Source organism: Enterobacter sp. RIT637, assembly GCF_019718755.1.
Taxonomy (GTDB): Bacteria; Pseudomonadota; Gammaproteobacteria; order Enterobacterales; family Enterobacteriaceae; genus Enterobacter.
This window is the reverse complement of sequence record NZ_JAIHAZ010000005.1, coordinates 85,945-111,700: the sequence shown is the minus strand read 5'-3', so window position 1 is coordinate 111,700 and position 25,756 is coordinate 85,945. Positions and strand designations below refer to the sequence as shown.

28 protein-coding genes and 2 tRNA genes are annotated in these 25,756 nt (G+C 53.4%); 9 read left to right on the top strand and 21 right to left on the bottom strand.

The genetic code is table 11. From position 1 onward, the window contains the following. Positions 1 to 3: 3 nt before the first annotated feature. The 3 genes from nusA to K5E19_RS10445 form a co-directional block, all read right to left on the bottom strand. Positions 4 to 1,506, bottom strand: coding sequence for a transcription termination factor NusA (gene nusA, locus K5E19_RS10455; protein ID WP_089599826.1), 1,503 nt, complete (start codon positions 1,504 to 1,506; stop codon positions 4 to 6). A gap of 28 nt (positions 1,507 to 1,534) precedes the next feature. Then, positions 1,535 to 1,987, bottom strand: coding sequence for a ribosome maturation factor RimP (gene rimP, locus K5E19_RS10450; protein WP_032639709.1), 453 nt, complete (start codon positions 1,985 to 1,987; stop codon positions 1,535 to 1,537). A 207-nt stretch (positions 1,988 to 2,194) separates the two neighbouring features. Continuing rightward, a tRNA-Met gene (locus K5E19_RS10445) sits at positions 2,195 to 2,271 on the bottom strand. Between the two features lie 287 nt (positions 2,272 to 2,558). On the opposite strand from K5E19_RS10445, the gene argG reads away from it, so the two are divergent. Continuing rightward, the gene (gene argG, locus K5E19_RS10440) at positions 2,559 to 3,905 is read left to right on the top strand and encodes an argininosuccinate synthase (RefSeq protein WP_006178761.1); all 1,347 of its coding nucleotides are present in this window, start codon (positions 2,559 to 2,561) and stop codon (positions 3,903 to 3,905) included. Between the two features lie 153 nt (positions 3,906 to 4,058). Here argG and K5E19_RS10435 read toward each other — a convergent pair. The 6 genes from K5E19_RS10435 to rlmE all read right to left on the bottom strand — a co-directional run bounded on the left by K5E19_RS10435 (position 4,059) and on the right by rlmE (position 9,652). Next, positions 4,059 to 4,145, bottom strand: a tRNA-Leu gene (locus K5E19_RS10435). Positions 4,146 to 4,154: 9 nt separating this feature from the next. Next, positions 4,155 to 4,487, bottom strand: coding sequence for a preprotein translocase subunit SecG (gene secG / locus K5E19_RS10430; RefSeq protein WP_003861803.1), 333 nt, complete (start codon positions 4,485 to 4,487; stop codon positions 4,155 to 4,157). A 223-nt stretch (positions 4,488 to 4,710) separates the two neighbouring features. Further along, on the bottom strand, positions 4,711 to 6,048 hold the full coding sequence (gene glmM / locus K5E19_RS10425) for a phosphoglucosamine mutase (protein WP_221551135.1): 1,338 nt from the start codon (positions 6,046 to 6,048) through the stop codon (positions 4,711 to 4,713). Beyond that, positions 6,041 to 6,889: a dihydropteroate synthase gene (gene folP / locus K5E19_RS10420; protein WP_221551134.1), complete on the bottom strand. Its 849-nt coding sequence runs from the start codon at positions 6,887 to 6,889 to the stop codon at positions 6,041 to 6,043. Before folP ends, glmM begins: the two co-directional genes overlap by 8 nt. A 99-nt stretch (positions 6,890 to 6,988) precedes the next feature. Beyond that, positions 6,989 to 8,923 carry an ATP-dependent zinc metalloprotease FtsH gene (gene ftsH / locus K5E19_RS10415; protein ID WP_014833437.1) on the bottom strand — a complete coding sequence of 645 codons (1,935 nt, stop codon included), beginning with the start codon at positions 8,921 to 8,923 and terminating at the stop codon, positions 6,989 to 6,991. Positions 8,924 to 9,025: 102 nt separating this feature from the next. After that, positions 9,026 to 9,652 carry a 23S rRNA (uridine(2552)-2'-O)-methyltransferase RlmE gene (gene rlmE / locus K5E19_RS10410; RefSeq protein WP_010436004.1) on the bottom strand — a complete coding sequence of 209 codons (627 nt, stop codon included), beginning with the start codon at positions 9,650 to 9,652 and terminating at the stop codon, positions 9,026 to 9,028. Positions 9,653 to 9,779: 127 nt separating this feature from the next. On the opposite strand from rlmE, the gene yhbY reads away from it, so the two are divergent. Beyond that, entirely contained in the window at positions 9,780 to 10,073 is a 294-nt protein-coding gene (gene yhbY, locus K5E19_RS10405) for a ribosome assembly RNA-binding protein YhbY (RefSeq protein WP_003861814.1), read from the top strand. Between the two features lie 151 nt (positions 10,074 to 10,224). Here the strand turns inward: yhbY and greA are convergent, their stop codons facing one another. Next, positions 10,225 to 10,701, bottom strand: coding sequence for a transcription elongation factor GreA (gene greA, locus K5E19_RS10400; RefSeq protein ID WP_010436008.1), 477 nt, complete (start codon positions 10,699 to 10,701; stop codon positions 10,225 to 10,227). A gap of 228 nt (positions 10,702 to 10,929) precedes the next feature. Between greA and dacB the strand changes: the two genes are divergently transcribed. Genes dacB through pmrB form a run of 3 tightly spaced genes read left to right on the top strand, consistent with a single transcriptional unit; the run spans position 10,930 to position 14,068 of the window. Continuing rightward, positions 10,930 to 12,363, top strand: coding sequence for a serine-type D-Ala-D-Ala carboxypeptidase (gene dacB, locus K5E19_RS10395; protein WP_221551133.1), 1,434 nt, complete (start codon positions 10,930 to 10,932; stop codon positions 12,361 to 12,363). 2 nt (positions 12,364 to 12,365) lie between these two features. Continuing rightward, on the top strand, positions 12,366 to 13,028 hold the full coding sequence (gene pmrA, locus K5E19_RS10390; RefSeq protein ID WP_221551132.1) for a two-component system response regulator PmrA: 663 nt from the start codon (positions 12,366 to 12,368) through the stop codon (positions 13,026 to 13,028). Continuing rightward, complete coding sequence (gene pmrB, locus K5E19_RS10385; RefSeq protein WP_221551130.1) at positions 13,025 to 14,068, top strand: two-component system sensor histidine kinase PmrB; 1,044 nt, start codon at positions 13,025 to 13,027, stop codon at positions 14,066 to 14,068. The genes pmrA and pmrB overlap by 4 nt, the downstream gene beginning before the upstream one ends. A gap of 33 nt (positions 14,069 to 14,101) precedes the next feature. Here the strand turns inward: pmrB and cgtA are convergent, their stop codons facing one another. The 4 genes from cgtA to rplU all read right to left on the bottom strand — a co-directional run bounded on the left by cgtA (position 14,102) and on the right by rplU (position 16,942). Continuing rightward, positions 14,102 to 15,277: an Obg family GTPase CgtA gene (cgtA, locus tag K5E19_RS10380; RefSeq protein WP_029739622.1), complete on the bottom strand. Its 1,176-nt coding sequence runs from the start codon at positions 15,275 to 15,277 to the stop codon at positions 14,102 to 14,104. Positions 15,278 to 15,292: 15 nt separating this feature from the next. Beyond that, positions 15,293 to 16,258: a DMT family transporter gene (locus K5E19_RS10375; RefSeq protein ID WP_221551128.1), complete on the bottom strand. Its 966-nt coding sequence runs from the start codon at positions 16,256 to 16,258 to the stop codon at positions 15,293 to 15,295. Between the two features lie 95 nt (positions 16,259 to 16,353). Beyond that, positions 16,354 to 16,611, bottom strand: coding sequence for a 50S ribosomal protein L27 (gene rpmA / locus K5E19_RS10370; RefSeq protein WP_004385076.1), 258 nt, complete (start codon positions 16,609 to 16,611; stop codon positions 16,354 to 16,356). A 19-nt stretch (positions 16,612 to 16,630) separates the two neighbouring features. Continuing rightward, a complete protein-coding gene (gene rplU, locus K5E19_RS10365) occupies positions 16,631 to 16,942 on the bottom strand; it encodes a 50S ribosomal protein L21 (RefSeq protein WP_010436026.1) in 312 nt (103 codons plus the stop codon). Positions 16,943 to 17,199: 257 nt separating this feature from the next. On the opposite strand from rplU, the gene ispB reads away from it, so the two are divergent. After that, the gene (gene ispB / locus K5E19_RS10360) at positions 17,200 to 18,171 is read left to right on the top strand and encodes an octaprenyl diphosphate synthase (RefSeq protein ID WP_010436028.1); all 972 of its coding nucleotides are present in this window, start codon (positions 17,200 to 17,202) and stop codon (positions 18,169 to 18,171) included. 229 nt (positions 18,172 to 18,400) lie between these two features. Further along, positions 18,401 to 18,688 (top strand): DNA-binding transcriptional regulator SfsB, encoded by a 288-nt coding sequence (gene sfsB / locus K5E19_RS10355; protein WP_221551127.1) that lies wholly within the window; start codon positions 18,401 to 18,403, stop codon positions 18,686 to 18,688. A 64-nt stretch (positions 18,689 to 18,752) separates the two neighbouring features. On the opposite strand, the gene murA is transcribed toward sfsB, so the two are convergent. From murA to mlaF, 7 genes are all read right to left on the bottom strand, one after another. After that, positions 18,753 to 20,012 carry a UDP-N-acetylglucosamine 1-carboxyvinyltransferase gene (gene murA / locus K5E19_RS10350; RefSeq protein WP_221551126.1) on the bottom strand — a complete coding sequence of 420 codons (1,260 nt, stop codon included), beginning with the start codon at positions 20,010 to 20,012 and terminating at the stop codon, positions 18,753 to 18,755. A gap of 51 nt (positions 20,013 to 20,063) precedes the next feature. Continuing rightward, positions 20,064 to 20,318, bottom strand: coding sequence for a BolA family iron metabolism protein IbaG (gene ibaG, locus K5E19_RS10345; RefSeq protein WP_010436035.1), 255 nt, complete (start codon positions 20,316 to 20,318; stop codon positions 20,064 to 20,066). Between the two features lie 126 nt (positions 20,319 to 20,444). After that, the gene (mlaB, locus tag K5E19_RS10340) at positions 20,445 to 20,738 is read right to left on the bottom strand and encodes a lipid asymmetry maintenance protein MlaB (RefSeq protein WP_221551125.1); all 294 of its coding nucleotides are present in this window, start codon (positions 20,736 to 20,738) and stop codon (positions 20,445 to 20,447) included. Continuing rightward, positions 20,738 to 21,373, bottom strand: a complete 636-nt coding sequence (gene mlaC, locus K5E19_RS10335; RefSeq protein WP_221551124.1) for a phospholipid-binding protein MlaC — start codon at positions 21,371 to 21,373, stop codon at positions 20,738 to 20,740. The genes mlaB and mlaC overlap by 1 nt, the downstream gene beginning before the upstream one ends. 18 nt (positions 21,374 to 21,391) lie before the next feature. After that, positions 21,392 to 21,940, bottom strand: coding sequence for an outer membrane lipid asymmetry maintenance protein MlaD (mlaD, locus tag K5E19_RS10330; protein WP_010436042.1), 549 nt, complete (start codon positions 21,938 to 21,940; stop codon positions 21,392 to 21,394). Between the two features lie 4 nt (positions 21,941 to 21,944). After that, entirely contained in the window at positions 21,945 to 22,727 is a 783-nt protein-coding gene (mlaE, locus tag K5E19_RS10325; protein ID WP_010436044.1) for a lipid asymmetry maintenance ABC transporter permease subunit MlaE, read from the bottom strand. A 7-nt stretch (positions 22,728 to 22,734) separates the two neighbouring features. Next, entirely contained in the window at positions 22,735 to 23,547 is an 813-nt protein-coding gene (gene mlaF, locus K5E19_RS10320) for a phospholipid ABC transporter ATP-binding protein MlaF (RefSeq protein ID WP_010436047.1), read from the bottom strand. 228 nt (positions 23,548 to 23,775) lie between these two features. Between mlaF and K5E19_RS10315 the strand changes: the two genes are divergently transcribed. Together K5E19_RS10315 and kdsD are read left to right on the top strand one after the other, a co-directional pair. Beyond that, positions 23,776 to 24,753, top strand: a complete 978-nt coding sequence (locus tag K5E19_RS10315; protein ID WP_221551123.1) for a calcium/sodium antiporter — start codon at positions 23,776 to 23,778, stop codon at positions 24,751 to 24,753. Between the two features lie 13 nt (positions 24,754 to 24,766). Next, the gene (kdsD, locus tag K5E19_RS10310; protein ID WP_221551122.1) at positions 24,767 to 25,753 is read left to right on the top strand and encodes an arabinose-5-phosphate isomerase KdsD; all 987 of its coding nucleotides are present in this window, start codon (positions 24,767 to 24,769) and stop codon (positions 25,751 to 25,753) included. Positions 25,754 to 25,756 lie beyond the last annotated feature (3 nt).

Sequence of the window (25,756 nt, the reverse complement as noted above, 5' to 3'; positions counted from 1 at the left end):
TTATTACGCTTCGTCGCCGAACCAGCAAATATTACGTGCGGCCATGATGAGCTCGCCGGCTTTCTCGTCGGTTAAACCTTCGATATCAGCCAGGTCATCAACGCCTTGCTCAGCGAGATCTTCCAGCGTACAAACACCACGGGCAGCCAGCTTGAACGCAATCGCACGATCAAGACCTTCCAGATTCAGCAGGTCATCAGCCGGCTTCTTATCACCAAGGCTTTCTTCCTGAGCCAGTGCCAGGGTGGTCAGTGCGTTTTTAGCGCGTTCACGCAGGGCTTCAACAGTCTGTTCATCCAGACCGTCAATTTCCAGCAGCTCTTTCATTGGCACATAGGCCAGTTCTTCCAGCGTAGAGAAACCTTCTTCAACCAGAACAGTGGCGAAGTCTTCGTCAATGTCGAGGTATTTAGTGAAGGTATCGATCGCCGCATGGGCTTCAGCCTGATGCTTAGCCTGCAGGTCATCAACGGTCATCACGTTGAGTTCCCAGCCGCTCAGCTGTGACGCCAGACGTACGTTCTGACCGTTACGGCCAATCGCCTGCGCCAGGTTGCCCGCTTCAACAGCGATATCCATGGTGTGTTTGTCTTCGTCAACAACGATAGACGCGACATCAGCCGGAGCCATTGCGTTGATCACGAACTGCGCCGGGTTGTCGTCCCACAGAACGATATCAATACGCTCGCCGCCCAGTTCGGTCGAAACCGCCTGAACACGCGCGCCGCGCATACCGACGCAAGCACCGACCGGGTCGATACGCTTGTCGTTGGTTTTCACCGCGATTTTCGCACGGGAACCCGGATCGCGAGCCGCCGCTTTGATCTCAATAACTTCTTCGCCGATTTCCGGCACTTCGATACGGAACAGTTCAACCAGCATTTCTGGTTTAGAACGGGTCACGAACAGCTGTGCACCACGCGCTTCAGGGCGCACGGCGTACAGAACACCACGGATACGGTCGCCTGGGCGGAAGTTTTCACGCGGCAGCATGTCTTCGCGCAGGATCACGGCTTCAGCGTTACCCGGCATCCCTTCGGATTTGATCTCCAGAGAGATGTTGTCGCGATTCACTTTCTTCACCACGCCGGTGATGATTTCGCCTTCCTGATCGCGGAACTGATCGACAACCAGCGCGCGCTCGGCTTCGCGAACTTTCTGCACGATAACCTGTTTAGCGGTCTGGGTCGTGATACGGTCGAAGGTCACAGATTCAATCTGATCTTCAACATACTCGCCCACGTTCAGACTTTCGTCTTCATAACGCGCCGCTTCCAGCGTGATCTCTTTGGTCGGCTGGGTCACTTCTTCAACGATTACCCAACGACGGAATGTATCGAAGTCACCGCTTTTACGATCGATTTCTACGCGAACATCGATCTCTTGTTCGTATTTTTTCTTGGTTGCTGTAGCCAGTGCACTTTCCAGCGCTTCGAAAATCTTCTCACGCGGCAGTGATTTCTCATTGGAGACGGCTTCAACAACAGCCAAAATTTCTTTGTTCATCGCGGGCTTTTCACCTCAATCCAGACTGTTAAAAGTGGGGAACCAGGTTCGCCTTCTGGATATTACTCAGCGCGAACACTTCATCTTTGCCGTCGACTGTCACCGTGATCATTTCACCATCAACGGCTTTGATAATTCCCTGCCATTTACGGCGGTTCTGTACGGCCATACGCAGAACGAGAGCCACTTCTTCACCGGTAAAGCGCACATAGTGCTCGGCCGTGAACATCGGGCGATCGAGGCCAGGTGAGGAAACTTCCAGGTTGTACGCAACGGTAATCGGGTCTTCAACATCAAGAACCGCACTCACCTGGTGGCTAACATCAGCACAATCATCAACATTGATGCCATCTTCACTATCAATATAGATGCGCAGCGTCGATGTACGGCCGCGAACGAATTCGATGCCGACCAGTTCGTAGCCCAGTGCTTCGACCGGTGCAGTAATCATCTCTGTTAATTTTTGCTCTAATGTGGACAAGCCCACCCCCAAGACATAAAAAAAGGGCGTAAAGCCCAGTTATTCTGTAGTCAGATAACAAAAAACCCCGATAAATCGGGGCTTTAGATAACTGAACCCTATAGCCACAACTGTGGCCTGGAGCACTCTCCGAAAGAATTTTTTCAAATCCAGCTACGAAGGCTCTAAGTCTTCACAGTATATTTGAAAAAGAACTTTATGGGAAAGTGGTTGCGGGGGCCGGATTTGAACCGACGACCTTCGGGTTATGAGCCCGACGAGCTACCAGGCTGCTCCACCCCGCGCCTGAAACGTGGCAAATTCTACGCGTTTTAGGTAGAAAATGCAAATAATGCTGGGATTTGGTACCGAAGACGGGACGTAAAATCGGCGTTCAGTATATTGATAGTTGACCCCGCCTGTCAACCCGACTTCCACCAGATCGATTAGACCAAATTTTTTACAAAAAACGCATGAGTCTCTTCCGGTCTACGGCAAAAGATGATTAAATGAATACTCACTTATTTTGCATAAAAATGCACAAGAGAGCGAAAGCGGTCTCTAATCAGTCAATCAAGCAGGGTTTTATTATATGACGACGATTCTCAAGCATCTTCCGGTAGGACAACGTATTGGCATCGCTTTCTCAGGCGGCCTGGATACCAGCGCTGCACTGCTGTGGATGCGCCAAAAGGGAGCGGTTCCGTATGCATATACTGCGAACCTGGGACAGCCAGATGAGGAAGATTATGATGCGATCCCTCGTCGTGCCATGGAGTATGGCGCAGAGAACGCACGACTGATTGACTGCCGCAAGCAGCTGGTCGCCGAAGGTATCGCTGCGATTCAGTGCGGTGCTTTCCATAACACCACCGGTGGCCTGACCTATTTCAATACCACCCCGCTGGGCCGTGCCGTGACGGGCACCATGCTGGTTGCTGCCATGAAAGAAGATGGCGTAAATATCTGGGGTGACGGCAGCACCTATAAAGGCAACGATATCGAACGTTTCTATCGTTATGGCCTGCTGACCAACGCCGAACTGCAGATTTACAAACCGTGGCTGGATACCGACTTCATCGACGAACTGGGTGGTCGTCATGAGATGTCTGAATTCATGATTGCCTGCGGTTTTGACTATAAGATGTCCGTCGAAAAAGCGTACTCTACCGACTCCAATATGCTGGGTGCAACGCACGAAGCGAAAGACCTGGAATTCCTGAACTCCAGCGTGAAGATCGTTAATCCGATCATGGGCGTGAAGTTCTGGGATGAGAACGTCAAAATCCAGGCTGAAGAAGTGACCGTACGTTTTGAACGGGGCCACCCGGTTGCCCTGAACGGCAAAACGTTCTCTGACGACGTTGAGCTGATGCTGGAAGCAAACCGCATAGGCGGTCGTCACGGCCTGGGCATGAGCGATCAGATTGAAAACCGTATCATTGAAGCGAAAAGCCGTGGCATTTATGAAGCCCCGGGGATGGCGCTGCTGCACATCGCTTACGAGCGTCTGCTGACCGGTATTCATAACGAAGACACTATCGAACAGTATCACTCTCATGGCCGTCAGCTGGGTAAACTGCTGTACCAGGGCCGCTGGTTCGATCCGCAGGCACTGATGCTGCGTGACGCGCTGCAGCGTTGGGTGGCAAGCGCAATCACCGGTGAAGTGACGCTGGAGCTGCGTCGCGGCAATGACTACTCCATCCTGAATACCGTGTCTGACAACCTGACCTATAAAGCAGAGCGTCTGACCATGGAGAAAGGTGATTCAGTCTTCTCTCCGGATGACCGTATCGGTCAACTGACCATGCGTAACCTGGACATCACCGATACCCGCGAGAAGCTGTTCAACTATGTTGAGAATGGCCTGCTCTCCGCCAGTTCCGGTAACGGCCTGCCGCAGGTTGAAAACCTGGAACACAGCGATAAGAAGTAATCGACAGCAAGACATGCAGAAGGCGCCCAACAGGCGCCTTTTTTATTTGGTATTTGTAGGGCGGGTAAGCGCAGCGCCACCCGCCATTTTGGCCGCCACCACAATATACAGACGAAAAAAAAGACGTCTTGCGACGTCTTTCTTCTGGAATATTGGTACCGAGGATGGGACTCGAACCCACAAGCCCGTTAGGGCACTACCACCTCAAGGTAGCGTGTCTACCAATTCCACCACCTCGGTACGGAATACTTACTGCGGGATATCGCTGGTTGGCTTAGCCGGTGCAGCTGGCTGAGTCTGCTCAGTTTTTGCTGGCGCGCTCAGATTTTCCCACTCGCTTCCTTTACTGGTCTTGTTGCTGTTGATATTGCCCAGCACCAGACTGATGATGAAGAACAGCGTAGCCAGAATCGCCGTCGTACGGGTCATGAAGTTCGCAGAACCACTTGAACCAAACAGCGTACCGGAAGCGCCTGCTCCGAAGGAGGCTCCCATATCAGCGCCTTTACCTTGCTGCAGCATGATCAGCGCTACAAGAGCGATGGCTACAATAAGGAAAATAACTAAAAGAGCTTCGTACATAATCAACCTGTTCCTTGCGGATTTGCCGCATACCAATGCTTCGACCAATTAGCAGGATTTTTGTTTCCCACTGAAGCGGGTGTGAATACTAACCAAAGCGAATGACCTTCGCAAGGGCATTTTCGACGCATTGTATCAACTGCGGAAAAAAACAGCAAAAAGCCATTAATTGCTTAAAACAAAGGCGGCAAGCGCCGCCTTTTTAAACACTTACTGTGAAAAGTTATGCAGCTTTTACCGCATCCGCGATGCGATGCGCGAATTCAGTCACCTGCGCTTCGTCTTCGCCTTCAACCATCACGCGAATCAGTGGCTCGGTGCCAGATTTACGCAGCAGCACACGGCCACGATTGCCCAGAGCAGCTTCAACCTCTGTCATCACCGCTTTCACATTGTCACTTTCAAGCGGATCGCCATTACCCGCGGTAAAACGCACGTTAACGAGGATCTGCGGGAACATCTTCATACCACTGCAGAGATCGTGCAGGCTCATATGGTTGCGCGCCATGGCAGCAACCACCTGCAGGCCCGCCACGATGCCGTCACCGGTGGTGGTTTTATCGAGCAGGATCACGTGACCGGAGTTTTCCGCACCGATTCGCCAGCCCTTCTCCTGCAATTTTTCCAGCACATAGCGGTCGCCCACTTTCGCGCGGACAAACGGAATACCGAGCTGTTTCAGCGCCAGTTCCAGGCCCATGTTGCTCATCAGCGTACCTACAGCGCCGCCACGCAGCTGACCCTGACGCAGACCTTCACGTGCAATGATGTAGAGGATCTGATCGCCGTCGACCTTATTACCTTCGTGGTCGACCATGATCACACGGTCACCGTCACCGTCCAGGGCAATACCCAGATCGGCTTTTTCCGCCAGCACGCGCGCCTGAAGGGCACGCACGTCCGTCGCTCCCACTTCTTCGTTGATGTTCAGACCATCCGGCTCACAGCCGATGGTGATGACCTTCGCGCCCAGCTCGCGGAACACATTCGGAGCAATGTGGTAGGTCGCGCCGTTTGCACAGTCCACCACAATTTTAAGATGGGCCAGACTCAGCTCATTCGGGAAGGTGCCTTTGCAGAATTCGATATAGCGACCCGCGGCATCAACAATACGGTTCGCTTTACCCAGCTCAGCGGAGTCGACACAGGTGATCTCTTTTTCCATTTCCGCTTCAATCGCCTCTTCAACATCATCCGGCAGCTTGGTGCCGTCAATGGAGAAGAACTTGATGCCGTTGTCGTAGAACGGGTTATGAGAAGCCGAGATAACAATCCCCGCTTCCGCACGGAAGGTGCGCGTCAGGTATGCAACAGCAGGCGTTGGCATTGGGCCTGTAAAGGAAGCAGAAAGCCCCGCCGCCGCCAGACCGGCTTCCAGCGCGGATTCCAGCATATAGCCTGAAATACGGGTATCTTTGCCGATGATGATCTTACGGGAGCCATGACGTGCCAGCACCTTGCCAGCAGCCCAGCCCAGCTTCAGGACAAAATCAGGGGTGATTGGAGCATCGCCTACGCGCCCACGGATACCATCGGTACCAAAATATTTACGATTACTCATAGCGTTTGTTTTCCTTCGCTGCCAGTGTGGCTTCCACCACACGCATGGCTTCTACTGTTTCTTTGACATCATGGACACGAATAATGTGCGCGCCTTGCATCGCCGCGATCACCGCGCAAGCCAGGCTACCGCTCAGGCGTTCGCTCGGCCCCACATTCAGCAACTGCCCAATCATCGACTTTCTCGACATCCCCACCAGCAACGGCAGGCCGAAGTGATGAAATTCTGATAAGCGCGCCAGCAGCGCATAATTGTGAGAGAGATTTTTACCGAAACCGAACCCCGGGTCGAGCAGCAATTTCTCTTTTGCGATACCCGCACGCTCGCAGCGTGCAATATGCTCAATAAAGAAGCGATTCACGTCGGCAAAGACATCGTCATACTTTGGCGCTTCCTGCATGGTTTTCGGCTGCCCCTGCATGTGCATCAGGCAGACCGGCAGGCCAGTTTCCGCTGCCGCCTCAATCGCGCCAGGCTCAGTCAGTGAGCGAATATCATTGATGATGTGAGCGCCCACTCTCGCCACTTCACGAATCACCTCAGGCTTGGACGTATCAACGGAGATCCACACCTCAAATCGCTGAGCAATGGCCTCAACCACGGGCACCACGCGCGCCAGCTCTTCGTCCACAGAAACGTCCGCCGCGCCTGGGCGCGTCGATTCTCCGCCGACATCAATGATGGTGGCACCCGCATTGATCATTAAATTTGCGTGCTTAACCGCCTCGATAAGCGTGTTATGCGTGCCGCCGTCAGAGAAGGAGTCAGGGGTAACATTCAGGATCCCCATCACATGCGGATGCGAGAGATCGAGATGCGAGTCCTGGGCGAAGAGTTTCATGGCTAAAATCCCTGGTATTGATATGGTTTAACAGATAAGAAAAACCCCGGAGCAAGCTCCAGGGTTTGAGGTACAGACAAACATTTCAACAGAAGTGACTTACTTGTCGCCCAACTGTTCTGACATGGTGTTGCCCGGGTTTGGCGTACGCGGTTCATCTACCGGACGCGGCGCACGCGGGGTGCCATTGTTGTCAGAATTGTTGGAAGCACCTGGATCTTCCCAGCCTGCTGGCGGACGCACTTCACGGCGCGCCATCAGGTCGTCAATCTGCGGTGCATCGATGGTCTCATATTTCATGAGCGCATCTTTCATCGAATGCAGGATGTCCATATTGTCGTTCAGGATCTGACGCGCGCGACCGTAATTACGTTCAATCAGCGCTTTCACTTCCTGGTCGATGATACGTGCCGTTTCATCGGACATATGCTTCGCTTTTGCGACAGAACGGCCCAGGAACACTTCGCCCTCTTCCTCTGCATACAGCAGCGGACCGAGTTTGTCGGAGAAGCCCCACTGCGTCACCATGTTACGCGCCAGGTTTGTCGCCACTTTAATGTCGTTGGACGCACCGGTAGAAACATGTTCCGCACCGTAGATGATCTCTTCTGCGAGGCGACCGCCGTACAGGGTCGAAATCTGGCTTTCCAGCTTCTGACGGCTGGCGCTGATAGCGTCGCCTTCAGGCAGGAAGAAGGTCACACCCAGCGCACGTCCACGTGGGATAATCGTCACTTTATGCACCGGATCGTGTTCCGGTACCAGGCGACCGATAATCGCGTGGCCAGCTTCGTGGTATGCCGTGGACTCTTTCTGCGCTTCCGTCATCACCATGGAGCGACGTTCCGCACCCATCATGATTTTGTCTTTCGCTTTTTCGAATTCCACCATTGATACGACGCGCTTGTTGCCGCGAGCAGCAAACAGGGCAGCTTCGTTGACCAGGTTAGCCAGATCCGCACCGGAGAAGCCTGGAGTACCGCGCGCAATAATTGCCGCGTCGATATCAGGTGCCAGCGGTACGCGACGCATGTGGACTTTCAGAATCTGTTCACGACCACGAACATCTGGCAGCCCCACCACAACCTGACGGTCGAAACGGCCTGGACGCAGCAGCGCTGGGTCAAGTACGTCAGGACGGTTAGTCGCCGCGATAACGATAATACCTTCGTTACCTTCGAAGCCGTCCATTTCAACCAGCATCTGGTTCAGCGTCTGTTCACGTTCATCATGACCACCGCCCAGACCTGCGCCACGCTGGCGGCCTACGGCGTCGATTTCATCGATGAAGATGATGCACGGTGCTGCCTTCTTAGCCTGTTCGAACATGTCACGCACACGAGATGCACCTACACCCACGAACATTTCGACGAAGTCAGAACCTGAAATAGTAAAGAACGGTACCTTCGCTTCACCCGCGATAGCTTTCGCCAGCAGGGTTTTACCGGTACCCGGAGGACCGACCATCAGAACGCCTTTCGGGATCTTACCGCCCAGTTTCTGGAAACGGCTCGGCTCACGCAGGTATTCAACCAGTTCGCCCACTTCTTCTTTTGCTTCGTCACAACCTGCAACGTCAGCAAACGTGGTCTTGATCTGATCTTCCGTCAGCATACGCGCCTTACTCTTACCGAACGACATGGCACCTTTGCCACCGCCGCCCTGCATTTGACGCATAAAGAAGATCCAGACGCCGATAAGAAGCAGCATCGGGAACCAGGAAATGAAGATAGAAGCCAGCAGGCTTGGTTCTTCTGGCGGCTCGCCTACCACTTTGACGTTTTTAGTCAGAAGGTTATCAAGCAGCTTAGGATCGTTCACCGGGATGTAGGTCGTGTAACGGTTACTATCTTTCTTGGTAACGTTTATCTCACGTCCGTTGATACGCGCTTCGCGAACCTGGTCCTGATTGACCTCCTGCAGGAAGGTAGAATAATCCACCTTGCGGCCATTCGACTCGCTGGGCCCAAAGCTCTGGAATACTGACATCAGCACGACGGCAATGACCAGCCAGAGAATTAGGTTTTTCGCCATGTCACTCAAGGGATTAACCTCACATTACAACTGTGTTAAAAACAGCGTCAGGATACTCTATATCCAGTGTCATTCAAACTTTCGCCTGAAATCTACCGGTTATCATTTTCGCCCGGTCGCTACAATATACACTTCACGGGAACGCGCCCGGGAAGAGTCCGGCTTACGAACTTTAACCTTCGCAAACAGGGAGCGAATTTCCTTAAGGTACTCCTCGAAACCTTCGCCCTGAAACACCTTCACAACAAAACTACCACCAGGCGCTAGTACATCACGACACATTTCTAACGCTAGCTCCACCAGATACATGCCGCGGGGGATATCCACCGCCGGTGTTCCGCACATATTTGGTGCCATATCAGACATGACAACCTGGACCTTACTGTCACCCACACGTTCAAGTAACGCTTTCAGCACTAATTCATCACGAAAATCGCCCTGAAGGAAGTCGACACCGACAATGGGATCCATTGGTAAAAGATCGCATGCGATGATTCGACCCGCTCCGCCGATCTGCGTTACCGCATACTGGGACCATCCACCAGGGGCAGCACCGAGGTCAACAACCGTCATCCCCGGTTTAAAAAGTTTGTCACTTTGCTGTATTTCATCAAGTTTAAACCAGGCGCGGGAACGTAACCCCTTTTTCTGCGCCTGCAGAACATATTTATCGCTAAAGTGTTCCTGAAGCCAGCGGCTGGAACTGGCAGAACGCTTTTTACCTGTCATTTAACTTTTCCGTCCGGGTTCATCGTTGCTTACCTTTGACGTAAATTTCTACGCTGCTATTTGGCGATATTAGGGAGATGGCGGTAGAATGAACCGTTTTCAATCCCAACGTAAGCAAAAATATACGATGAATCTGAGTACTAAACAAAAACAGCACCTTAAAGGTCTGGCACATCCGCTCAAGCCTGTAGTTATGCTTGGCAACAATGGTTTGACCGAAGGGGTGCTTGCCGAGATTGAACAAGCGCTGGAACACCACGAGCTGATCAAGGTGAAAATCGCCTCTGAAGACAGAGACACTAAAAACCTGATCGTGGAAGCCATCGTGCGCGAAACCGGCGCCTGTAATGTACAGGTCATCGGTAAAACGCTGGTGCTCTATCGCCCATCTAAAGAGCGCAAAATCTCGCTGCCACGTTAAGGATATCCCTAATCGAACACATTTTCTGTGTAAAACGAGGGATTTCTGTCAGCAGGTGAGCAAAATGCCACGCTCCTTGAGTTGTTAAAAGGCCGCTATGCGGCCTTTTTCTTTTCTTTACAATGTATCAACATCTCAGTGGAGAAGCGAATTACAGGTACTCAACCTTAATAATTTCGTATTCCACTTCACCACCAGGGGTACGGATCACGACCACATCGTCTTGCTCTTTGCCAATCAGGCCACGCGCGATGGGTGAGTTCACTGAAATGAGGTTCTGCTTAAAGTCAGCCTCATCGTCACCCACGATGCGGTAAGTCTGCTCTTCGTCGTTGTCCAGGTTCAGGACACTTACGGTAGAACCAAAGATCACGCGGCCATTGTTTGGCATCTTAGTGATGTCGATCACCTGCGCATTAGACAGCTTTGCTTCGATGTCTTTAATACGCCCTTCACAGAAGCCCTGCTGCTCACGCGCCGCATGGTATTCAGCGTTCTCTTTCAGGTCGCCATGCTCGCGCGCATCCGCGATAGCGGCGATGATTTCAGGGCGACGCACGGATTTCAGGAAATCCAGCTCTTCGCGCAGTTTTTCGGCACCACGTAAGGTCATCGGAATAGCTTGCATTTGTTATACCTCTTAAACATTCCTGTTGGGAGCAGTGTTCCCTGCTCCTGCCCCCCTAAGCGGGCAAGAAGCAAAAAGAAAACCGACCCGGGAGCAACGCCCCAGGTCAGCAGCAATTTTTCAATTTGATACGCATTTTACCGCGAAGTTCACTATGGGTCATCGTTTACTTTGCAGTGCCATGCACCGTAGTATGACGGTTTGTTTTCGGGTTGTTAGCGCGAGATTATGCGATTTTCCAGTTTTATCATCGGATTGACTACCAGTATGGCGTTCGCCGCTCAGGCCGCGAACGTTGATGAGTACATTAATCAGCTGCCCGCAGGCGCTAACCTTGCGCTAATGGTGCAGAAGGTTGGCGCCCAGGCACCTGACATTGACTTTCACAGTCAACAGATGGCGCTGCCTGCCAGCACCCAGAAGGTGATCACAGCCCTCGCCGCCCTGCTCCAGCTTGGCCCTGACTTCCGGTTTACTACCACGCTTGAGACGAAAGGTAACGTCGAGGGTGGCGAACTGAAAGGCGATCTGATTGCCCGTTTTGGGGGTGACCCAACCTTCAAGCGCCAGGATATCCGCAATATGGTCGCGGTGCTGAAAAAATCCGGCGTGACAAAAATCGATGGCGACGTGCTGATTGATACCTCCATTTTCGCCAGCCACGATAAAGCGCCTGGCTGGCCGTGGAATGACATGACGCAGTGCTTTAGCGCCCCGCCTGCCGCTGCCATCGTAGACCGTAACTGCTTCTCCGTGTCGCTCTACAGCGCCCCCAAGCCGGATGATTTAGCCTTTATTCGCGTGGCGTCCTACTACCCGGTCACGATGTTCAGCCAGGTACGCACGCTGGCAAAAGGATCGCCGGATGCGCAGTATTGCGAGCTGGACGTTGTGCCGGGCGACCTTAACCGTTTCACCCTCACCGGCTGCCTGACGCAGCGTGCCGATCCGCTGCCGCTGGCCTTCGCCATTCAGGACGGAGCGGGTTATGCGGGTGCGATATTGAAAGACGAACTGAAACAGGCCGGCATCACCTATTCTGGCTCGCTGATGCGTCAGACACAGGTTAATCAACCGGGTACCGTCATCGCCAGCAAACAGTCTGCGCCGCTACATGACCTGCTTCGGATTATGCTGAAAAAGTCAGACAATATGATTGCTGACACCGTGTTCCGCATGATTGGTCACGCGCGTTTCGGCGTACCAGGTACCTGGCGTGCGGGTTCAGACGCTGTTCGTCAGATCCTGCGCCAGCAGGCGGGGATCGATCTTGGTAATACCATCGCCGTCGATGGCTCCGGGTTATCACGTCACAATCTCATCTCCCCGGCCACCATGATGCAAGTGCTTCAGTACATTGCCCAACATGACACTGAGCTAAACTTTATTTCGATGCTGCCACTTGCCGGGCATGACGGTTCGCTGCAGTATCGGGCAGGGCTGCATGCCGCAGGTGTTGATGGCAAAGTGTCAGCGAAAACAGGCTCACTGCAGGGGGTTTATAACCTTGCGGGCTTTATCACCACGGCCAGCGGACAACGCATGGCATTCGTGCAGTATCTTTCCGGCTATGCCGTCGAACCGACCGATCAGCGTAATCGCCGTATTCCGCTGGTGCGCTTCGAAAGCAGGCTATACAAGGACATCTACCAGAATAACTAGCGATGAAACTACTCATAGTTGAAGACGATCTGTTATTGCAGGAAGGGTTGGCGCTCGCGCTGGCGAATGAAGGATACGCGCTCGATTGCGCCGCAACGGCGGCAGAAGCCGATGCGCTGCTCCAGAGCGGTGAATATAGCCTGGTGATCCTTGATTTAGGTTTACCGGATAAAGACGGCGCGACGCTGCTCAGCCAGTGGCGTCGCCGTGGTGTTGAAAATCCAGTGCTTATCCTCACGGCACGCGATGCCATTGAAGATCGTATTAACGGTCTGGACTCGGGCGCAGATGATTATCTGGTGAAACCTTTTGCCCTTGCAGAGCTTCAGGCGCGCGTGCGGGCATTGATCCGCCGCTATCAGGGGCATAGCGATAACATGCTGACTGACGGTGATATTACGCTGAATCTCCAGACGCAGCAGGTGTTGCGTAAGTCCCAGCCTGTCGAAGTAACCCCAAAAGAATTTGCACTGCTGACGCGCCTCATCATGCGGAGCGGTCAAACGGTACATCGCGAGACGCTGCAGCAGGATATCTACTCCTGGCAGGACGATCCGGGGTCAAATACTCTTGAGGTCCATATTCACAATCTGCGCCGCAAGCTCGGCAAAGAACGGATCAAAACGGTACGCGGCGTCGGATACCGCCTGGAGAGCCAGAAATGAACAGCATGCGTCGGCGACTCATGGTTTTGCTGGCGGTTATCCTGCTGTTTTTTCAACTTATCAGCGTGATTTGGTTATGGCATGAAAGCCGTGAACAGATTGGCTTTCTGGTGAATGAAACGCTGTCAGCGAAAGCACGCAACAACCACGTTGAGAAAGAGATCCGTGAAGCGATTGCGTCGCTGCTGGTCCCTTCTCTGGTAATGGTCGGTTTTACCCTGCTCTTCTCCTTCTGGGCGGTCACCTGGATAACCCGGCCGCTTAACAAATTACGTGCCAGCCTGGCCAACCGATCGGCCGACAATCTAACGCCGCTGCCTATGTATTCCGATATGGAAGAAATTGGCGCAGTGACGACATCGCTAAACCAGCTGCTGGCGCGTCTTGATCACACCCTCCAGCAGGAGCGGCTTTTCACCGCTGATGCCGCACACGAGCTTCGAACACCGCTTGCCGGGATTCGGTTGCATCTGGAATTAATGGCTCAGTCTGGCTCACCACAGGCCACGACGTTGATTAGTCGTATCGATCAGTTAATGCACACCGTTGAGCAACTGCTGATGCTGGCGCGAGCGGGACAGGCGATGGCTAGCGGTCACTACGATACCGTCAACTGGACAGAGAATATTATTGCGCCGCTGGGTCTTGAGCATGAGGCCAAAGATCATACGGTGATATGGCCCGCTAAAAGCAGTCTTTCCGTACAGGGGGACGCCGTACTGCTGCGCCTGATGCTCAGAAATTTACTGGAGAATGCCGCCCGCTACAGCCCAACGGGAACGACCATCGAAGTGAAATTAGCGGAGATTGACGGCGGAACGCAGGTCAGCGTGGTTGATCAGGGCCCCGGAATCGATGAGGCACATCGGCAGTCTATTACCGAACCTTTCCGTCGGCTCGACCAGCGCTACGGTGGCAGCGGCCTGGGGCTGAGCATAGTGCAGCGCATCGTTCAGCTCCACCACGGCAATTTAATGCTGGAGAACGGCGCTGAGGGTGGCTTAATCGCCAGCTGCTGGTTGCCGTCGACGTTACGATAAAAAAAAGCCCCTTCGCGGGGCTTCTTTCAGGTATTAATGCTTGTAGATGAACTCAACGCCTTCTTCGTCGTCTTCATCCCAGTCATCGTCCCAGTCTTCATCATCGTCTTCCGCTTCCAGCTCTTCAAGCTGCTGACGGTGGTAGTCATCCCACATGAATTCGACTTTTTCAGGCTGTTTCGCCTCTTCCGCCTGAACGATTGGGTTCTCGATGATAAAGGTCATCACATCCCAGCAGAGATCTTTCACGCCGACCTGGCTTGCCGCAGAGATCAGGTAATATTTATCTTCCCAACCCATAGCTTCAGCAATGGCTTTCGCTTTGGCTTCAGCTTCGGCTTTATCCATCAGGTCGATCTTGTTGAAGACCAGCCAGCGTGGCTTACCTGCGAGTTTTTCGCTGTATTTTTCCAGTTCGCCAATGATGATACGGGCGTTTTCGACCGGATCGGATTCATCGATTGGGTTAATATCAACGATGTGCAGCAGTACGCGGCAGCGCTCAAGGTGTTTCAGGAAGCGAATACCCAGCCCTGCACCTTCTGCTGCGCCCTCGATCAACCCTGGGATATCAGCGACAACAAAGCTCTTTTCGTGGTCCATACGGACAACGCCCAGGCTTGGCACCAGCGTCGTAAACGGATAATCCGCAACTTTTGGCTTAGCGGCCGATACAGCACGGATAAACGTCGATTTACCGGCGTTAGGCATACCCAGCATACCGACATCAGCCAGCAGCATCAGTTCAAGCTGCAGCTCACGCGTATCGCCCGGTGTACCCATGGTTTTCTGACGCGGAGCGCGGTTAACCGATGATTTGAAACGGCTGTTACCCAGACCGTGCCAACCACCTTTAGCAACCAGCAGGCGCTGACCGTGTTTGGTCATATCACCCATGGTTTCACCGGTACCCTGATCGATCACACGCGTACCGACCGGAACCTTGATGTTAACGTCTTTACCACGTTTACCCGTACAGTCACGGCTCTGGCCGTTCTGGCCACGCTCGGCACGGAAAGATTTTTCGAAACGGTAGTCGATCAGCGTATTGAGGTTTTCATCCGCCTCCAGCCACACGTCACCACCATCGCCACCGTCACCGCCGTCAGGGCCGCCACGAGGAATATATTTTTCACGGCGGAAGCTTACACAACCGTTACCGCCATCACCTGCCACGACCAGAATCGTCGCTTCATCAACAAACTTCATTTTACTCTCCGTAACTCATTCGCCTGAGCGGGGGACTACTACGACCGCTTCATTTTTGCGCCAACGCCCCCAGAGACGATGACCAATGGCGGAATACATCGCACCCGCAACCACGACAAACGCACCGAGATAACCCAACAAGTTGAGCATCGGCTTGACGAAGACATCGGGCCAGGCCATTGATAACAAATCTGAAAATAACAGCGTAAACAGCGGAGTCAGCGTGATTAACGCGCTCACCTGCGCTGCCTGCCAGCGCGCCATTGCCTCGGCCAGCGCGCCATAACCGACCAGCGTATTAAGCCCACAAAAGATGAGGCACGCCAGTTGCCAGTCACTAAGCTGAGTAATCACACTCGGCTTTGCTAACGGCAGTAATGCTATTGTACACAAAGTGTACAATAAAAGGAGGATCTGCGGTGAGGCCAGACGACGCAATAATACCTTTTGTGCGACGCCATAACTCACCCAGACCGTTGCTGCCCCGACACCGAAAATCACACCCCAGGTGTAATCCGTCAGGCGGGTGAAAATCTCAACCAGGCTGGTGTTGAAAAACATCACCAGACCACAGAGCAGCATGCTCGCCCCGATAATCTGCGTTCCGCGCATCTTCTCCTTGAGGATAAAGACGCTGGCGACCATCATGCCGACCGGTGAAAGCTGACCGATCACCTGCGACGCCGTGGGGCTGAGATATTGCAGGGAGGAGCTAAACAGGATGAAGTTACCGAACAGACCGCCCGTTGCGATAGCCAGTAAAACCAGCCAGCGCGGCTTTCGGAAGAGACGCAGCGGTGGAAGCTTACCTTTGATCGCCAGAATGGCACCGAGGCCTATGCTTGCCATCAGGAAGCGATAAAACACCACCGTTGGTGGCTCCATCACGTCCAGTACCTGCTTCATTGCAATTGGCAGTGCACCCCAGCACATTGCGGTGGTGAGCGCCAAAAGAATACCAATGCCGGCCTGCTGCTTCATGCCCGTTTTCCCTACAGAAAATTTTCCGGGTTTCCAATGTAAAAAGCCCCGCAACACGTTGCGGGGCTTTAATCCGTTACCGGACCGAGAAAACCTTACTCAGCAACGATGCTGATGTATTTACGGTTGTTCGGGCCTTTAACTTCAAATTTCACTTTACCGTCTGCTTTAGCAAACAGAGTGTGGTCACGACCGCAACCTACGTTGTTGCCAGCGTGGAATTTGGTACCACGTTGACGAACGATGATGCTACCCGCCAGAACGGATTCGCCACCGAAACGCTTAACGCCAAGGCGTTTAGCTTCTGAATCGCGACCGTTACGTGTGGAGCCGCCAGCCTTTTTATGTGCCATTTAAATCTCTCCTCAGGTCTTAGGCGCTGATGCCAGTAATTTTCACATCAGTGAACCACTGACGGTGGCCCTGCTGCTTACGGTAGTGCTTACGACGACGAAACTTAACGATTTTAACTTTCTCGCCACGACCGTGTGCAACAACTTCAGCTTTGATCACGCCGCCATCAACGAAAGGAACGCCGATTTTGACTTCTTCACCGTTTGCGATCATCAGAACTTCAGCGAATTCAACAGATTCGCCAGTTGCGATGTCCAGCTTTTCCAGGCGAATGGTCTGACCTTCGCTTACTCGGTGTTGTTTACCACCACTTTGGAAAACCGCGTACATATAAACTCCGCTTCCGCGCACATCCTCGTATGAATCAGAGTGCGCTATAAATATTCACAATAGGGCGCGAATATTACGCAAAACGCGAGCCTTTGACAAGTGCTACCATCAATACATGAAGAAAAAAAACACAACACGTACGGTAACGTTTATCTGAGCCGTTTTTTCAGTACAATCAGCGATACTATTGATAAACCGAAACCCTTTGTGAACCCACACTCCGTGGGATAAACAGGATAAAAAGCCCGGCTTTTGCGATGAATTTAGAAAAAATCAACGAGTTAACCGCGCAAGATATGGCGGGTGTGAATGCAGCAATCCTGGAGCAACTCAACTCTGATGTTCAGCTGATCAATCAGTTGGGCTATTACATCGTTAGCGGCGGCGGTAAACGCATTCGCCCGATGATTGCCATTCTGGCCGCTCGCGCCGTTGGCTATCAGGGAAATGCCCACGTCACGATTGCGGCCCTGATCGAATTTATCCACACAGCCACGCTGCTGCATGATGACGTGGTGGATGAATCAGACATGCGCCGTGGCAAAGCAACCGCGAACGCAGCGTTTGGCAACGCAGCCAGCGTTCTGGTGGGGGATTTCATCTATACCCGTGCTTTCCAGATGATGACCAGCCTCGGCTCGCTGAAAGTGCTGGAGGTGATGTCTGAAGCGGTAAACGTTATCGCTGAAGGTGAAGTTTTGCAGCTGATGAACGTTAACGACCCGGACATCACCGAAGAAAACTACATGCGCGTGATTTACAGCAAAACGGCGCGCCTGTTTGAAGCGGCGGCTCAATGCTCTGGCATCCTTGCTGGCTGCACTGAAGCCCAGGAAAAAGGGCTTCAGGACTATGGCCGCTATTTGGGCACAGCCTTCCAACTGATCGATGATCTGCTGGATTACAGTGCCGACGGCGAAACGCTCGGCAAAAACGTCGGGGATGACCTGAACGAAGGCAAACCAACGCTGCCGCTGCTCCATGCTATGCGTCACGGAACCCCCGAGCAGGCGAAACTGATCCGTGAAGCGATCGAGCAAGGAAATGGTCGCCATCTTCTGGAACCTGTACTGGAAACAATGGCGCTCTGCGGATCGCTGGAATGGACGCGTCAGCGTGCTGAAGAAGAGGCAGACAAAGCTATCGAAGCGCTTCAGGTCATTCCAGACAGCCCGTGGCGTGACGCGCTGATTGGCCTTGCCCACATCGCCGTTCAGCGCGATCGTTAATCCTTCCCTCTTCTCCCCGTGGCTACACGGGGAGATTCTAATAAGCACCAATAAATTCCATAATCATGTTAAATCATCGGCTTACATCCCGCATGAATAAAGCCATGTCATATTCTGAATATTGCTTCCAGTAACGCGAACTTTTTAGAACACATGTTCGAAGAAGGTATAGTAGCCCTGTCATTTCAGGAGAAATGGCGTGGGTGAAAACGAACACAAGGACAGCTTTATGGATATGAAACTGATCGACTGGCATTCAGCTGATATTATTGCGGCACTGCGCAAAAAAGGGACATCACTGGCGGCAGAATCGCGCCGTAACGGGTTGAGCTCATCGACGCTGGCAAACGCACTGACTCGCCCGTGGCCGAAGGGAGAATTGATTATTGCGACGGCGCTGGAAACGCACCCGTGGATCATCTGGCCGTCACGCTATCACGACCCCATAACTCACGAATTTATCGACAGAACGCGCACGATGCGCCAGAAGAAGTTGCGGAAGGAGCAGTCGGAGTAACACTGCAAATTTAACAGCATCAGCAATCCCCCGGCCTTTACAGGCCAGGGGGGTGCAAGAACGATTACTCGCCTTTCACACGCTCGATATTTGCACCCAGCGCGCGCAGTTTGTCTTCGATACGCTCATAGCCACGATCGATGTGGTAGATACGGTCAACAACGGTCGTTCCTTCCGCGATACAGCCCGCCAGCACCAGGCTTGCAGACGCACGAAGATCGGTCGCCATCACCTGCGCACCTGACAGTTTTTCCACGCCGTGGCAAATCACCGTGTTGCTTTCGATCTCAGCACGTGCGCCCATACGGATGAGTTCCGGTACGTGCATGAAGCGGTTTTCGAAGATGGTTTCAGTGATGAAGCCAGTACCTTCGGCGACCAGGTTCAACAGCGTAAACTGAGCCTGCATGTCCGTCGGGAACGCCGGATGCGGTGCAGTACGCACATTGACGGCTTTTGGACGCTGGCCATGCATATCAAGGCTGATCCAGTCTTCACCAATTTCGATATCCGCACCCGCATCGCGCAGTTTCGCCAGCACCGCGTCCAGGGTATCAGGCTGTGCGTTGCGACAAACAATCTTACCGCCAGAGATCGCTGCAGCAACCAGGAAGGTACCGGTTTCGATACGGTCCGGCAGAACGCGATAGACACCGCCGCCCAGGCGTTCAACGCCTTCGATGGTGATACGGTCGGTACCCTGGCCGGAAATCTTCGCACCCAGCGCCACGAGGAAGTTGGCGGTATCCACAATTTCCGGTTCACGCGCGGCGTTTTCGATGATGGTGGTGCCTTCTGCCAGCGTAGCCGCAGACATGATGGTGACGGTTGCGCCCACGCTCACTTTGTCCATGACAATGTGCGCGCCTTTCAGACGGCCGTTAACGGACGCCTTGACGTAACCTTCTTCCAGCTTGATCTCCGCGCCCAGTTTCTCCAGGCCAAAGATGTGCAGGTCAACCGGACGCGCACCGATGGCGCAGCCGCCCGGCAGTGAAACCTGCCCCTGACCAAAACGCGCCACCAGCGGGCCAAGCGCCCAGATGGATGCACGCATGGTTTTCACCAGATCGTAAGGAGCTGAGAAGTTATTCACCTTGCTGGCGTCGATCCAGACGGAACCGTTACGCTCAACTTTCGTGCCCAACTGGGTGAGCAACTTCATGGTGGTGTCGATATCTTTCAGCTTAGGTACGTTCTGAATTTCTACCGGCTCTTCCGCGAGCAATGCAGCAAAGAGGATTGGCAGCGCAGCGTTTTTTGCGCCAGAAATTGTGACTTCGCCCTGGAGACGCGTTGGCCCCTGTACACGAAATTTGTCCATGTAATTGCTCTCTTATAAATTCAACCGTGCTGCGGGCGTCTCGCCCTCAGCTCAAAAACCGTTTAGTTTGCGATCGCGTGCCCACTCTTGCGGGGTGAACGCTTTAATCGACAGGGCGTGGATGCGGTTATCCGCAATGTATTCCATCAGCGGCGCATAGACAGCCTGCTGTTTCTTAACACGGCTCATCCCGTCAAAGATCTCACCCACAGCAATAACCTGGAAGTGGCTGCCATCGCCAGAGACGTGGACTTCCTGAAGGGTGAGTGCATTCATCAGCACTGCCTGGATTTCATTATTTTCCATGGGGTCTATATCATCTGATAGTGAAAACAAGCCCAACATCTTAGAGCAAAGTGGCGTCGTCTTAAACAAGCAAAAAGCCCCGACGATGAAACTGTCAGGGCTTTCAGAAGTAACGCACTGAAAATATTAACGTGGTAAAACGTCCTGAGGCAGATTATAAAGCTGCGCCAGGGTCATGACGTTATCGCTCGCGCCGTGAAGCGTGACGTTTGCACCCTGCGTTTTACCCACCGCGATCAGATGGGTAAGCAGCGCAACACCCGCCGTATCGACACGCGAGACATCGCTTAAATCAATCAGCGTCACGCCCTGCATAGCTTCGTGGCGTTTATCCCACAGCGGGTTTAGCAGATCCTGATCGAGCTCACCAGACAACTTTAACGTCTCGCCTTCACGCGACCAGCTCAGTTGCTGCGTCATTACTTCTTCTCGTCCAGGGTAATTTTCTGACGAGCGATAGACTGCAGCTGTGCAGTCAGGCCATCAATACCTTTCGTGCGCAGCAGGTCGCTCCACTCGTTCTGTTTAGTGGTGATCATGCTCACCCCTTCGGCAATCATGTCATACGCCTGCCAGTTTCCAGTCTGGCTGTTTTTACGCCACTGGAAGTCCAGACGAACCGGCGGACGGCCGTTAGGATCGTTAATCGTCACGCGGATAGGCACGATGGTGGCATCGCCCAGCGGCTGCTCAGGCGCAATCTGGTAGGTCTGACCGTGGTACATCGCCAGCGCCTGGCCGTAAGCCTGTTTCAGGTATTCACGGAACGCAGCAAAGTAAGCCTCACGCTGTGCTGGGGTCGCATCTTTGTAGTAACGGCCCAGTACCAGCGCGCCCGCGTATTTGATCTGCACATACGGCAACAGTTCCTGATCGACCACATCACGCAGGTAATCAGGATTAGCACGAATCTTCGGCTGTTCGTTTTTAAGACGATCGAAGGTTTTCTTCGCGGCCTCGTCCATCTGTTTGTACGGGTTGCTCTGATCTGCAGCATGTGCCGCAGTGAGAGGGGCAATGACCAGCATGGCAACCATTAGCAGTCGTTTAAACATGAATGACTTCTCCTGAAATTAATTCGCAGCACCAGGGGTTGGCGCAACATTGGTAGGGTCTTCACTCTGCGCAGGGGCAGCGTCAGACTTTTTATCATCCCCTTTACTGTTGTAAAGGAACTGACCAATCATATCTTCCAGCACCATCGCGGACTTCGTATCCTGGATCACGCTCCCGTCTTTAAGGATAGTCGTTCCCAGCTCAGGATCTTCAAAGCCAACGTTAAGTGCCAGATATTGTTCGCCAAGCAGACCGGAGGTACGGATGGAGAGCGAGCTGGTATCAGGAATGTGGTTATAACGCTCTTCAATATCCATCGCTACGCGCGGCAGATAGGTTTTCTCATCCAGCGTAATGTCTGATACGCGTCCAATCACCACGCCGCCAATACGGACCGGCGAGCGCGCCTTCAGGCCACCGATGTTATCGAAGGTGGCATAAACGCGATACGTCGGCTCGGTGCGGACAGAGGTGATATCCGCCGCTCTCAGGCAGATAAACAGGGCTGCCAGCAGCGCCAGTAACAGGAATACGCCAACCCAAATTTCATTTTTTCTCGTTTGCATGAACTCAATTCCCAAACATCAGTGCGGTGAGCACAAAATCCAGACCCAGTACGGCCAGCGACGAATGAACGACGGTACGTGTCGTTGCACGGCTGATGCCTGCCGAGGTTGGAATAGCATCATACCCGTTGAATAACGCAATCCAGGTGACCGTAATGGCAAAGACCACGCTCTTGATTAGACAGTTCACAAGATCCATCCGCAGGTCGATGGCGTCCTGCATCGCGGACCAGAAGAAACCGGCATCAATACCTTTCCAGTGCACGCCGACTAACGACCCACCCCAGATACCGACCGCCACAAAGAGGATAGTCAGCAGCGGTAACGAAATCACACCCGCCCAAAAACGCGGTGAGATGACGCGACGCAGCGGATCGACCGCCATCATTTCCATACTGGAAAGTTGCTCGGTGGCGCGCATCAATCCGATTTCTGCCGTTAAGGCAGAGCCCGCGCGTCCGGCGAACAGCAGCGCAGCAACAACCGGCCCCAGCTCACGCAGTAGCGAGAGCGCCACCAGCATTCCGAGGCTGGTTTCCGCACTGTAGGTTGTCAGCACCAGGTAGCCTTGCAGCCCAAGCACCATACCAATAAACAGACCGGACACGATGATGATCAGCATCGACAACACGCCGACATTATAAAGTTGCCGCACCAGCAAAGGCGCGTGCTTGCGGAATTCCGGTTTGCCGACCAGCGCGTTGAATAACATCAATCCGGCACGCCCGAACGTCCTGATGGTTTTTATGCCACGGTGTCCGAGCGCAGCCAACGCATTTAACAGCATGAGTGGCTTAACTCCCTATTCCCAGTAAATCGTCACGATAGTCGCCAGCCGGGTAGCGGAATGGCACAGGGCCATCGGCAATACCGTCGAGGAACTGCCGCACCCGCGGATCGCAATTTTCCTGCAGCGCCTGGGCGCTACCGTGTGCGACGATCTTTTTGTCCGCCACGATGTAGGCGTAATCGGCAATGCTCAACACTTCCGGCACATCGTGAGATACCACAATGCAGGTGACGCCCAGCGCGCTGTTTAATTCAGAAATTAACTTCACCAGCACGCCCATGGTGATAGGGTCTTGTCCCACAAACGGTTCGTCAAACATGATTAAATCGGGTTCAAGCGCAATGGCACGCGCCAGCGCGGCACGGCGAGCCATACCGCCAGAGAGTTCAGACGGCATCAATTTCGCCGCGCCCCGCAGACCAACGGCTTCAAGCTTCATCATGACGGTGCTTTTCAGCAGTTCGGGCGGCAGATGGGTATGTTCACGCAGCGGGTACGCCACATTGTCAAAGACGTTCATATCCGTGAACAAAGCCCCCGACTGAAAGAGCATGCTCATGCGTTTGCGAACGGTATACAGACGCGAGCGCGACATCTCCGGGACGTTCTCACCGTCGAAGAGGATTTCGCCGCCGTCCGGAGGAATTTGCCCCCCAATAAGACGCAGCAACGTCGTTTTACCGATCCCTGACGGGCCCATAATGGCGGTGATTTTGCCATGCGGCACGGTCAGCGAAATATCATCAAATATCAATCGGTTGCCGCGAGAGAAACTGACACCACGGACATCGACTAAATTCGCCATCGTTTGGCTCATTTATGGTTCCTTTCTTACCCTGCCTCAGGCTAAGCATGAGGCTTAAATCAGCCCTAAACGCCATATTTTTACAGAATATTATCTGTAGAGGTTAGCGAAAGCTGGCATTTGTTTTACTTTTCCGGCGCATAAAGTCAAAATTAGGAATTCGTTACGACTCAGGCTGTATGCAGCGCCAACAATTCCTGCGCGGTGGACCGGCAAGTATACCTGAAGAAAGGACTTTTGATGCTTTTAGCAACAGCACTGTTAATAATTGGTTTACTTTTGGTGGTCTACAGTGCTGACCGTTTAGTGTTTGCCGCATCAATCTTGTGCCGACTGATTGGCGTTCCCCCTCTCGTCATCGGGATGACGGTGGTTAGCGTAGGCACCTCACTCCCTGAAATCATCGTCTCTGTCACGGCATCGCTACATGATCAGACTGACCTTGCTATTGGCACCGCGATTGGCTCTAACATCGTCAATATCTTACTGATTTTAGGTTTAGCCGCATTGCTGCACCCATTTCGCGTGCATTCCGATGTTCTGCGCCGTGAATTGCCGCTAATGTTAATCGTAAGCCTGCTGGCGGGCTATGTGCTGTATGACGGTGTGCTGAGCTACGATGATGGCATTTTCTTGCTCGCCCTCGCCGGGATATGGCTGCTGTATAGTGTTAAAATCGCCCGTCAGGCAGAAAAACAGGGGCACGACAGCCTGACCCGAGAACAGGTTGCCGAACTCCCGCGTGAAGGTACGCTGCCTGTGGCGTTATTGTGGCTTGGCGTCGCGCTGATCATTATGCCGATGGCAACGCGCATGGTCGTCGATAACGCGACGGTGCTGGCAAACTTTTTCGCCATGAGCGAGCTGACAATCGGCCTGACGGTGATTGCTATCGGTACCAGTCTGCCTGAGCTGGCCACCGCCATCGCGGGCGCGCGCAAAGGTGAAGATGATATCGCCATTGGTAACATCATCGGCTCGAATATTTTCAATATCGCGATCGTGACGGGCCTGCCAGCCCTGATTTCACCGGGGCCGTTTAACCCGATGGCGTTCACGCGCGATTACGGAGTGATGTTGCTTGTCAGCGTCATTTTTGCCCTGCTCTGCTGGCGGCGGCAACGACAAATTGGCAAAGGCGCAGGCGCACTGCTGACGGGTGGATTTATCGTATGGATGGCGATGCTGTACTGGCTCTCGCCGCTTCTCTCTGGGTAAACGGAAACGCATTATGTCGCAAATAGAATTGCAGCCGGGTTTTGACTTTCAGAAAGCAGGAAAAGAGGTTCTGGAGATTGAACGTGAAGGTCTGGCGCAGTTAGATCAGTACATTAATCAGGATTTTAGTCTGGCATGTGAGAAGATACTCTACTGTGCCGGTAAAGTCGTGGTGATGGGAATGGGCAAGTCCGGCCACATTGGACGCAAAATGGCGGCGACCTTTGCCAGCACGGGAACATCATCGTTCTTCGTGCACCCAGGGGAAGCGGCGCACGGCGACCTCGGTATGGTCACCCCGCAGGACGTGGTTATCGCACTGTCGAATTCTGGTGAATCCAATGAGATCCTGGCCCTGATCCCGGTACTGAAGAGACTTCAGGTCCCGCTTATCTGCATGACCAGCCGCCCGGAAAGCAGCATGGCGCGTGCGGCGGATATTCATCTGTGCGTAAAAGTGCCTAAAGAAGCCTGCCCGCTTGGCCTTGCGCCAACCTCCAGCACGACGGCAGCACTGGTGATGGGCGATGCCCTCGCCGTTGCGCTGCTTGAAGCCCGTGGTTTTACCCCTGAAGATTTTGCGCTTTCTCACCCAGGCGGTGCGCTGGGCCGTAAGCTGCTGCTCCGGGTCAACGATATTATGCACACGGGCGATGAGATCCCTCACGTCAGCAAAGAGGCTTCCCTGCGCGATGCGTTACTGGAAATTACCCGTAAAAATCTGGGCATGACGGTGGTGTGCGACGATCTGATGAAAATTCAGGGAATATTCACCGACGGCGACTTACGCCGGGTGTTCGATATGGGCGTGGACGTTCGCACATTGGGCATCGCAGACGTCATGACGCCAGGCGGAATTCGCGTGCGTCCGGGCATCCTCGCGGTGGATGTCCTGAACCTGATGCAGTCCCGTCATATTACCTCAGTGATGGTTGCCGATGGCGACCAGTTGCTGGGTGTGGTACATATGCATGATCTTCTGCGCGCAGGCGTAGTGTAATGA

Excerpts from the sequence above, each read along its gene's own strand:
- nusA (WP_089599826.1), bottom strand. The coding sequence starts at position 1,506 with ATGAACAAAGAAATTTTGGCTGTTGTTGAAGCCGTCTCCAATGAGAAA.
- argG (WP_006178761.1), top strand. The coding sequence starts at position 2,559 with ATGACGACGATTCTCAAGCATCTTCCGGTAGGACAACGTATTGGCATC.
- secG (WP_003861803.1), bottom strand. The coding sequence starts at position 4,487 with ATGTACGAAGCTCTTTTAGTTATTTTCCTTATTGTAGCCATCGCTCTT.
- glmM (WP_221551135.1), bottom strand. The coding sequence starts at position 6,048 with ATGAGTAATCGTAAATATTTTGGTACCGATGGTATCCGTGGGCGCGTA.
- folP (WP_221551134.1), bottom strand. The coding sequence starts at position 6,889 with ATGAAACTCTTCGCCCAGGACTCGCATCTCGATCTCTCGCATCCGCAT.
- ftsH (WP_014833437.1), bottom strand. The coding sequence starts at position 8,923 with ATGGCGAAAAACCTAATTCTCTGGCTGGTCATTGCCGTCGTGCTGATG.
- rlmE (WP_010436004.1), bottom strand. The coding sequence starts at position 9,652 with ATGACAGGTAAAAAGCGTTCTGCCAGTTCCAGCCGCTGGCTTCAGGAA.
- yhbY (WP_003861814.1), top strand. The coding sequence starts at position 9,780 with ATGAATCTGAGTACTAAACAAAAACAGCACCTTAAAGGTCTGGCACAT.
- greA (WP_010436008.1), bottom strand. The coding sequence starts at position 10,701 with ATGCAAGCTATTCCGATGACCTTACGTGGTGCCGAAAAACTGCGCGAA.
- dacB (WP_221551133.1), top strand. The coding sequence starts at position 10,930 with ATGCGATTTTCCAGTTTTATCATCGGATTGACTACCAGTATGGCGTTC.
- pmrA (WP_221551132.1), top strand. The coding sequence starts at position 12,366 with ATGAAACTACTCATAGTTGAAGACGATCTGTTATTGCAGGAAGGGTTG.
- pmrB (WP_221551130.1), top strand. The coding sequence starts at position 13,025 with ATGAACAGCATGCGTCGGCGACTCATGGTTTTGCTGGCGGTTATCCTG.
- cgtA (WP_029739622.1), bottom strand. The coding sequence starts at position 15,277 with ATGAAGTTTGTTGATGAAGCGACGATTCTGGTCGTGGCAGGTGATGGC.
- K5E19_RS10375 (WP_221551128.1), bottom strand. The coding sequence starts at position 16,258 with ATGAAGCAGCAGGCCGGCATTGGTATTCTTTTGGCGCTCACCACCGCA.
- rpmA (WP_004385076.1), bottom strand. The coding sequence starts at position 16,611 with ATGGCACATAAAAAGGCTGGCGGCTCCACACGTAACGGTCGCGATTCA.
- rplU (WP_010436026.1), bottom strand. The coding sequence starts at position 16,942 with ATGTACGCGGTTTTCCAAAGTGGTGGTAAACAACACCGAGTAAGCGAA.
- ispB (WP_010436028.1), top strand. The coding sequence starts at position 17,200 with ATGAATTTAGAAAAAATCAACGAGTTAACCGCGCAAGATATGGCGGGT.
- sfsB (WP_221551127.1), top strand. The coding sequence starts at position 18,401 with ATGGATATGAAACTGATCGACTGGCATTCAGCTGATATTATTGCGGCA.
- murA (WP_221551126.1), bottom strand. The coding sequence starts at position 20,012 with ATGGACAAATTTCGTGTACAGGGGCCAACGCGTCTCCAGGGCGAAGTC.
- ibaG (WP_010436035.1), bottom strand. The coding sequence starts at position 20,318 with ATGGAAAATAATGAAATCCAGGCAGTGCTGATGAATGCACTCACCCTT.
- mlaB (WP_221551125.1), bottom strand. The coding sequence starts at position 20,738 with ATGACGCAGCAACTGAGCTGGTCGCGTGAAGGCGAGACGTTAAAGTTG.
- mlaC (WP_221551124.1), bottom strand. The coding sequence starts at position 21,373 with ATGTTTAAACGACTGCTAATGGTTGCCATGCTGGTCATTGCCCCTCTC.
- mlaD (WP_010436042.1), bottom strand. The coding sequence starts at position 21,940 with ATGCAAACGAGAAAAAATGAAATTTGGGTTGGCGTATTCCTGTTACTG.
- mlaE (WP_010436044.1), bottom strand. The coding sequence starts at position 22,727 with ATGCTGTTAAATGCGTTGGCTGCGCTCGGACACCGTGGCATAAAAACC.
- mlaF (WP_010436047.1), bottom strand. The coding sequence starts at position 23,547 with ATGAGCCAAACGATGGCGAATTTAGTCGATGTCCGTGGTGTCAGTTTC.
- K5E19_RS10315 (WP_221551123.1), top strand. The coding sequence starts at position 23,776 with ATGCTTTTAGCAACAGCACTGTTAATAATTGGTTTACTTTTGGTGGTC.
- kdsD (WP_221551122.1), top strand. The coding sequence starts at position 24,767 with ATGTCGCAAATAGAATTGCAGCCGGGTTTTGACTTTCAGAAAGCAGGA.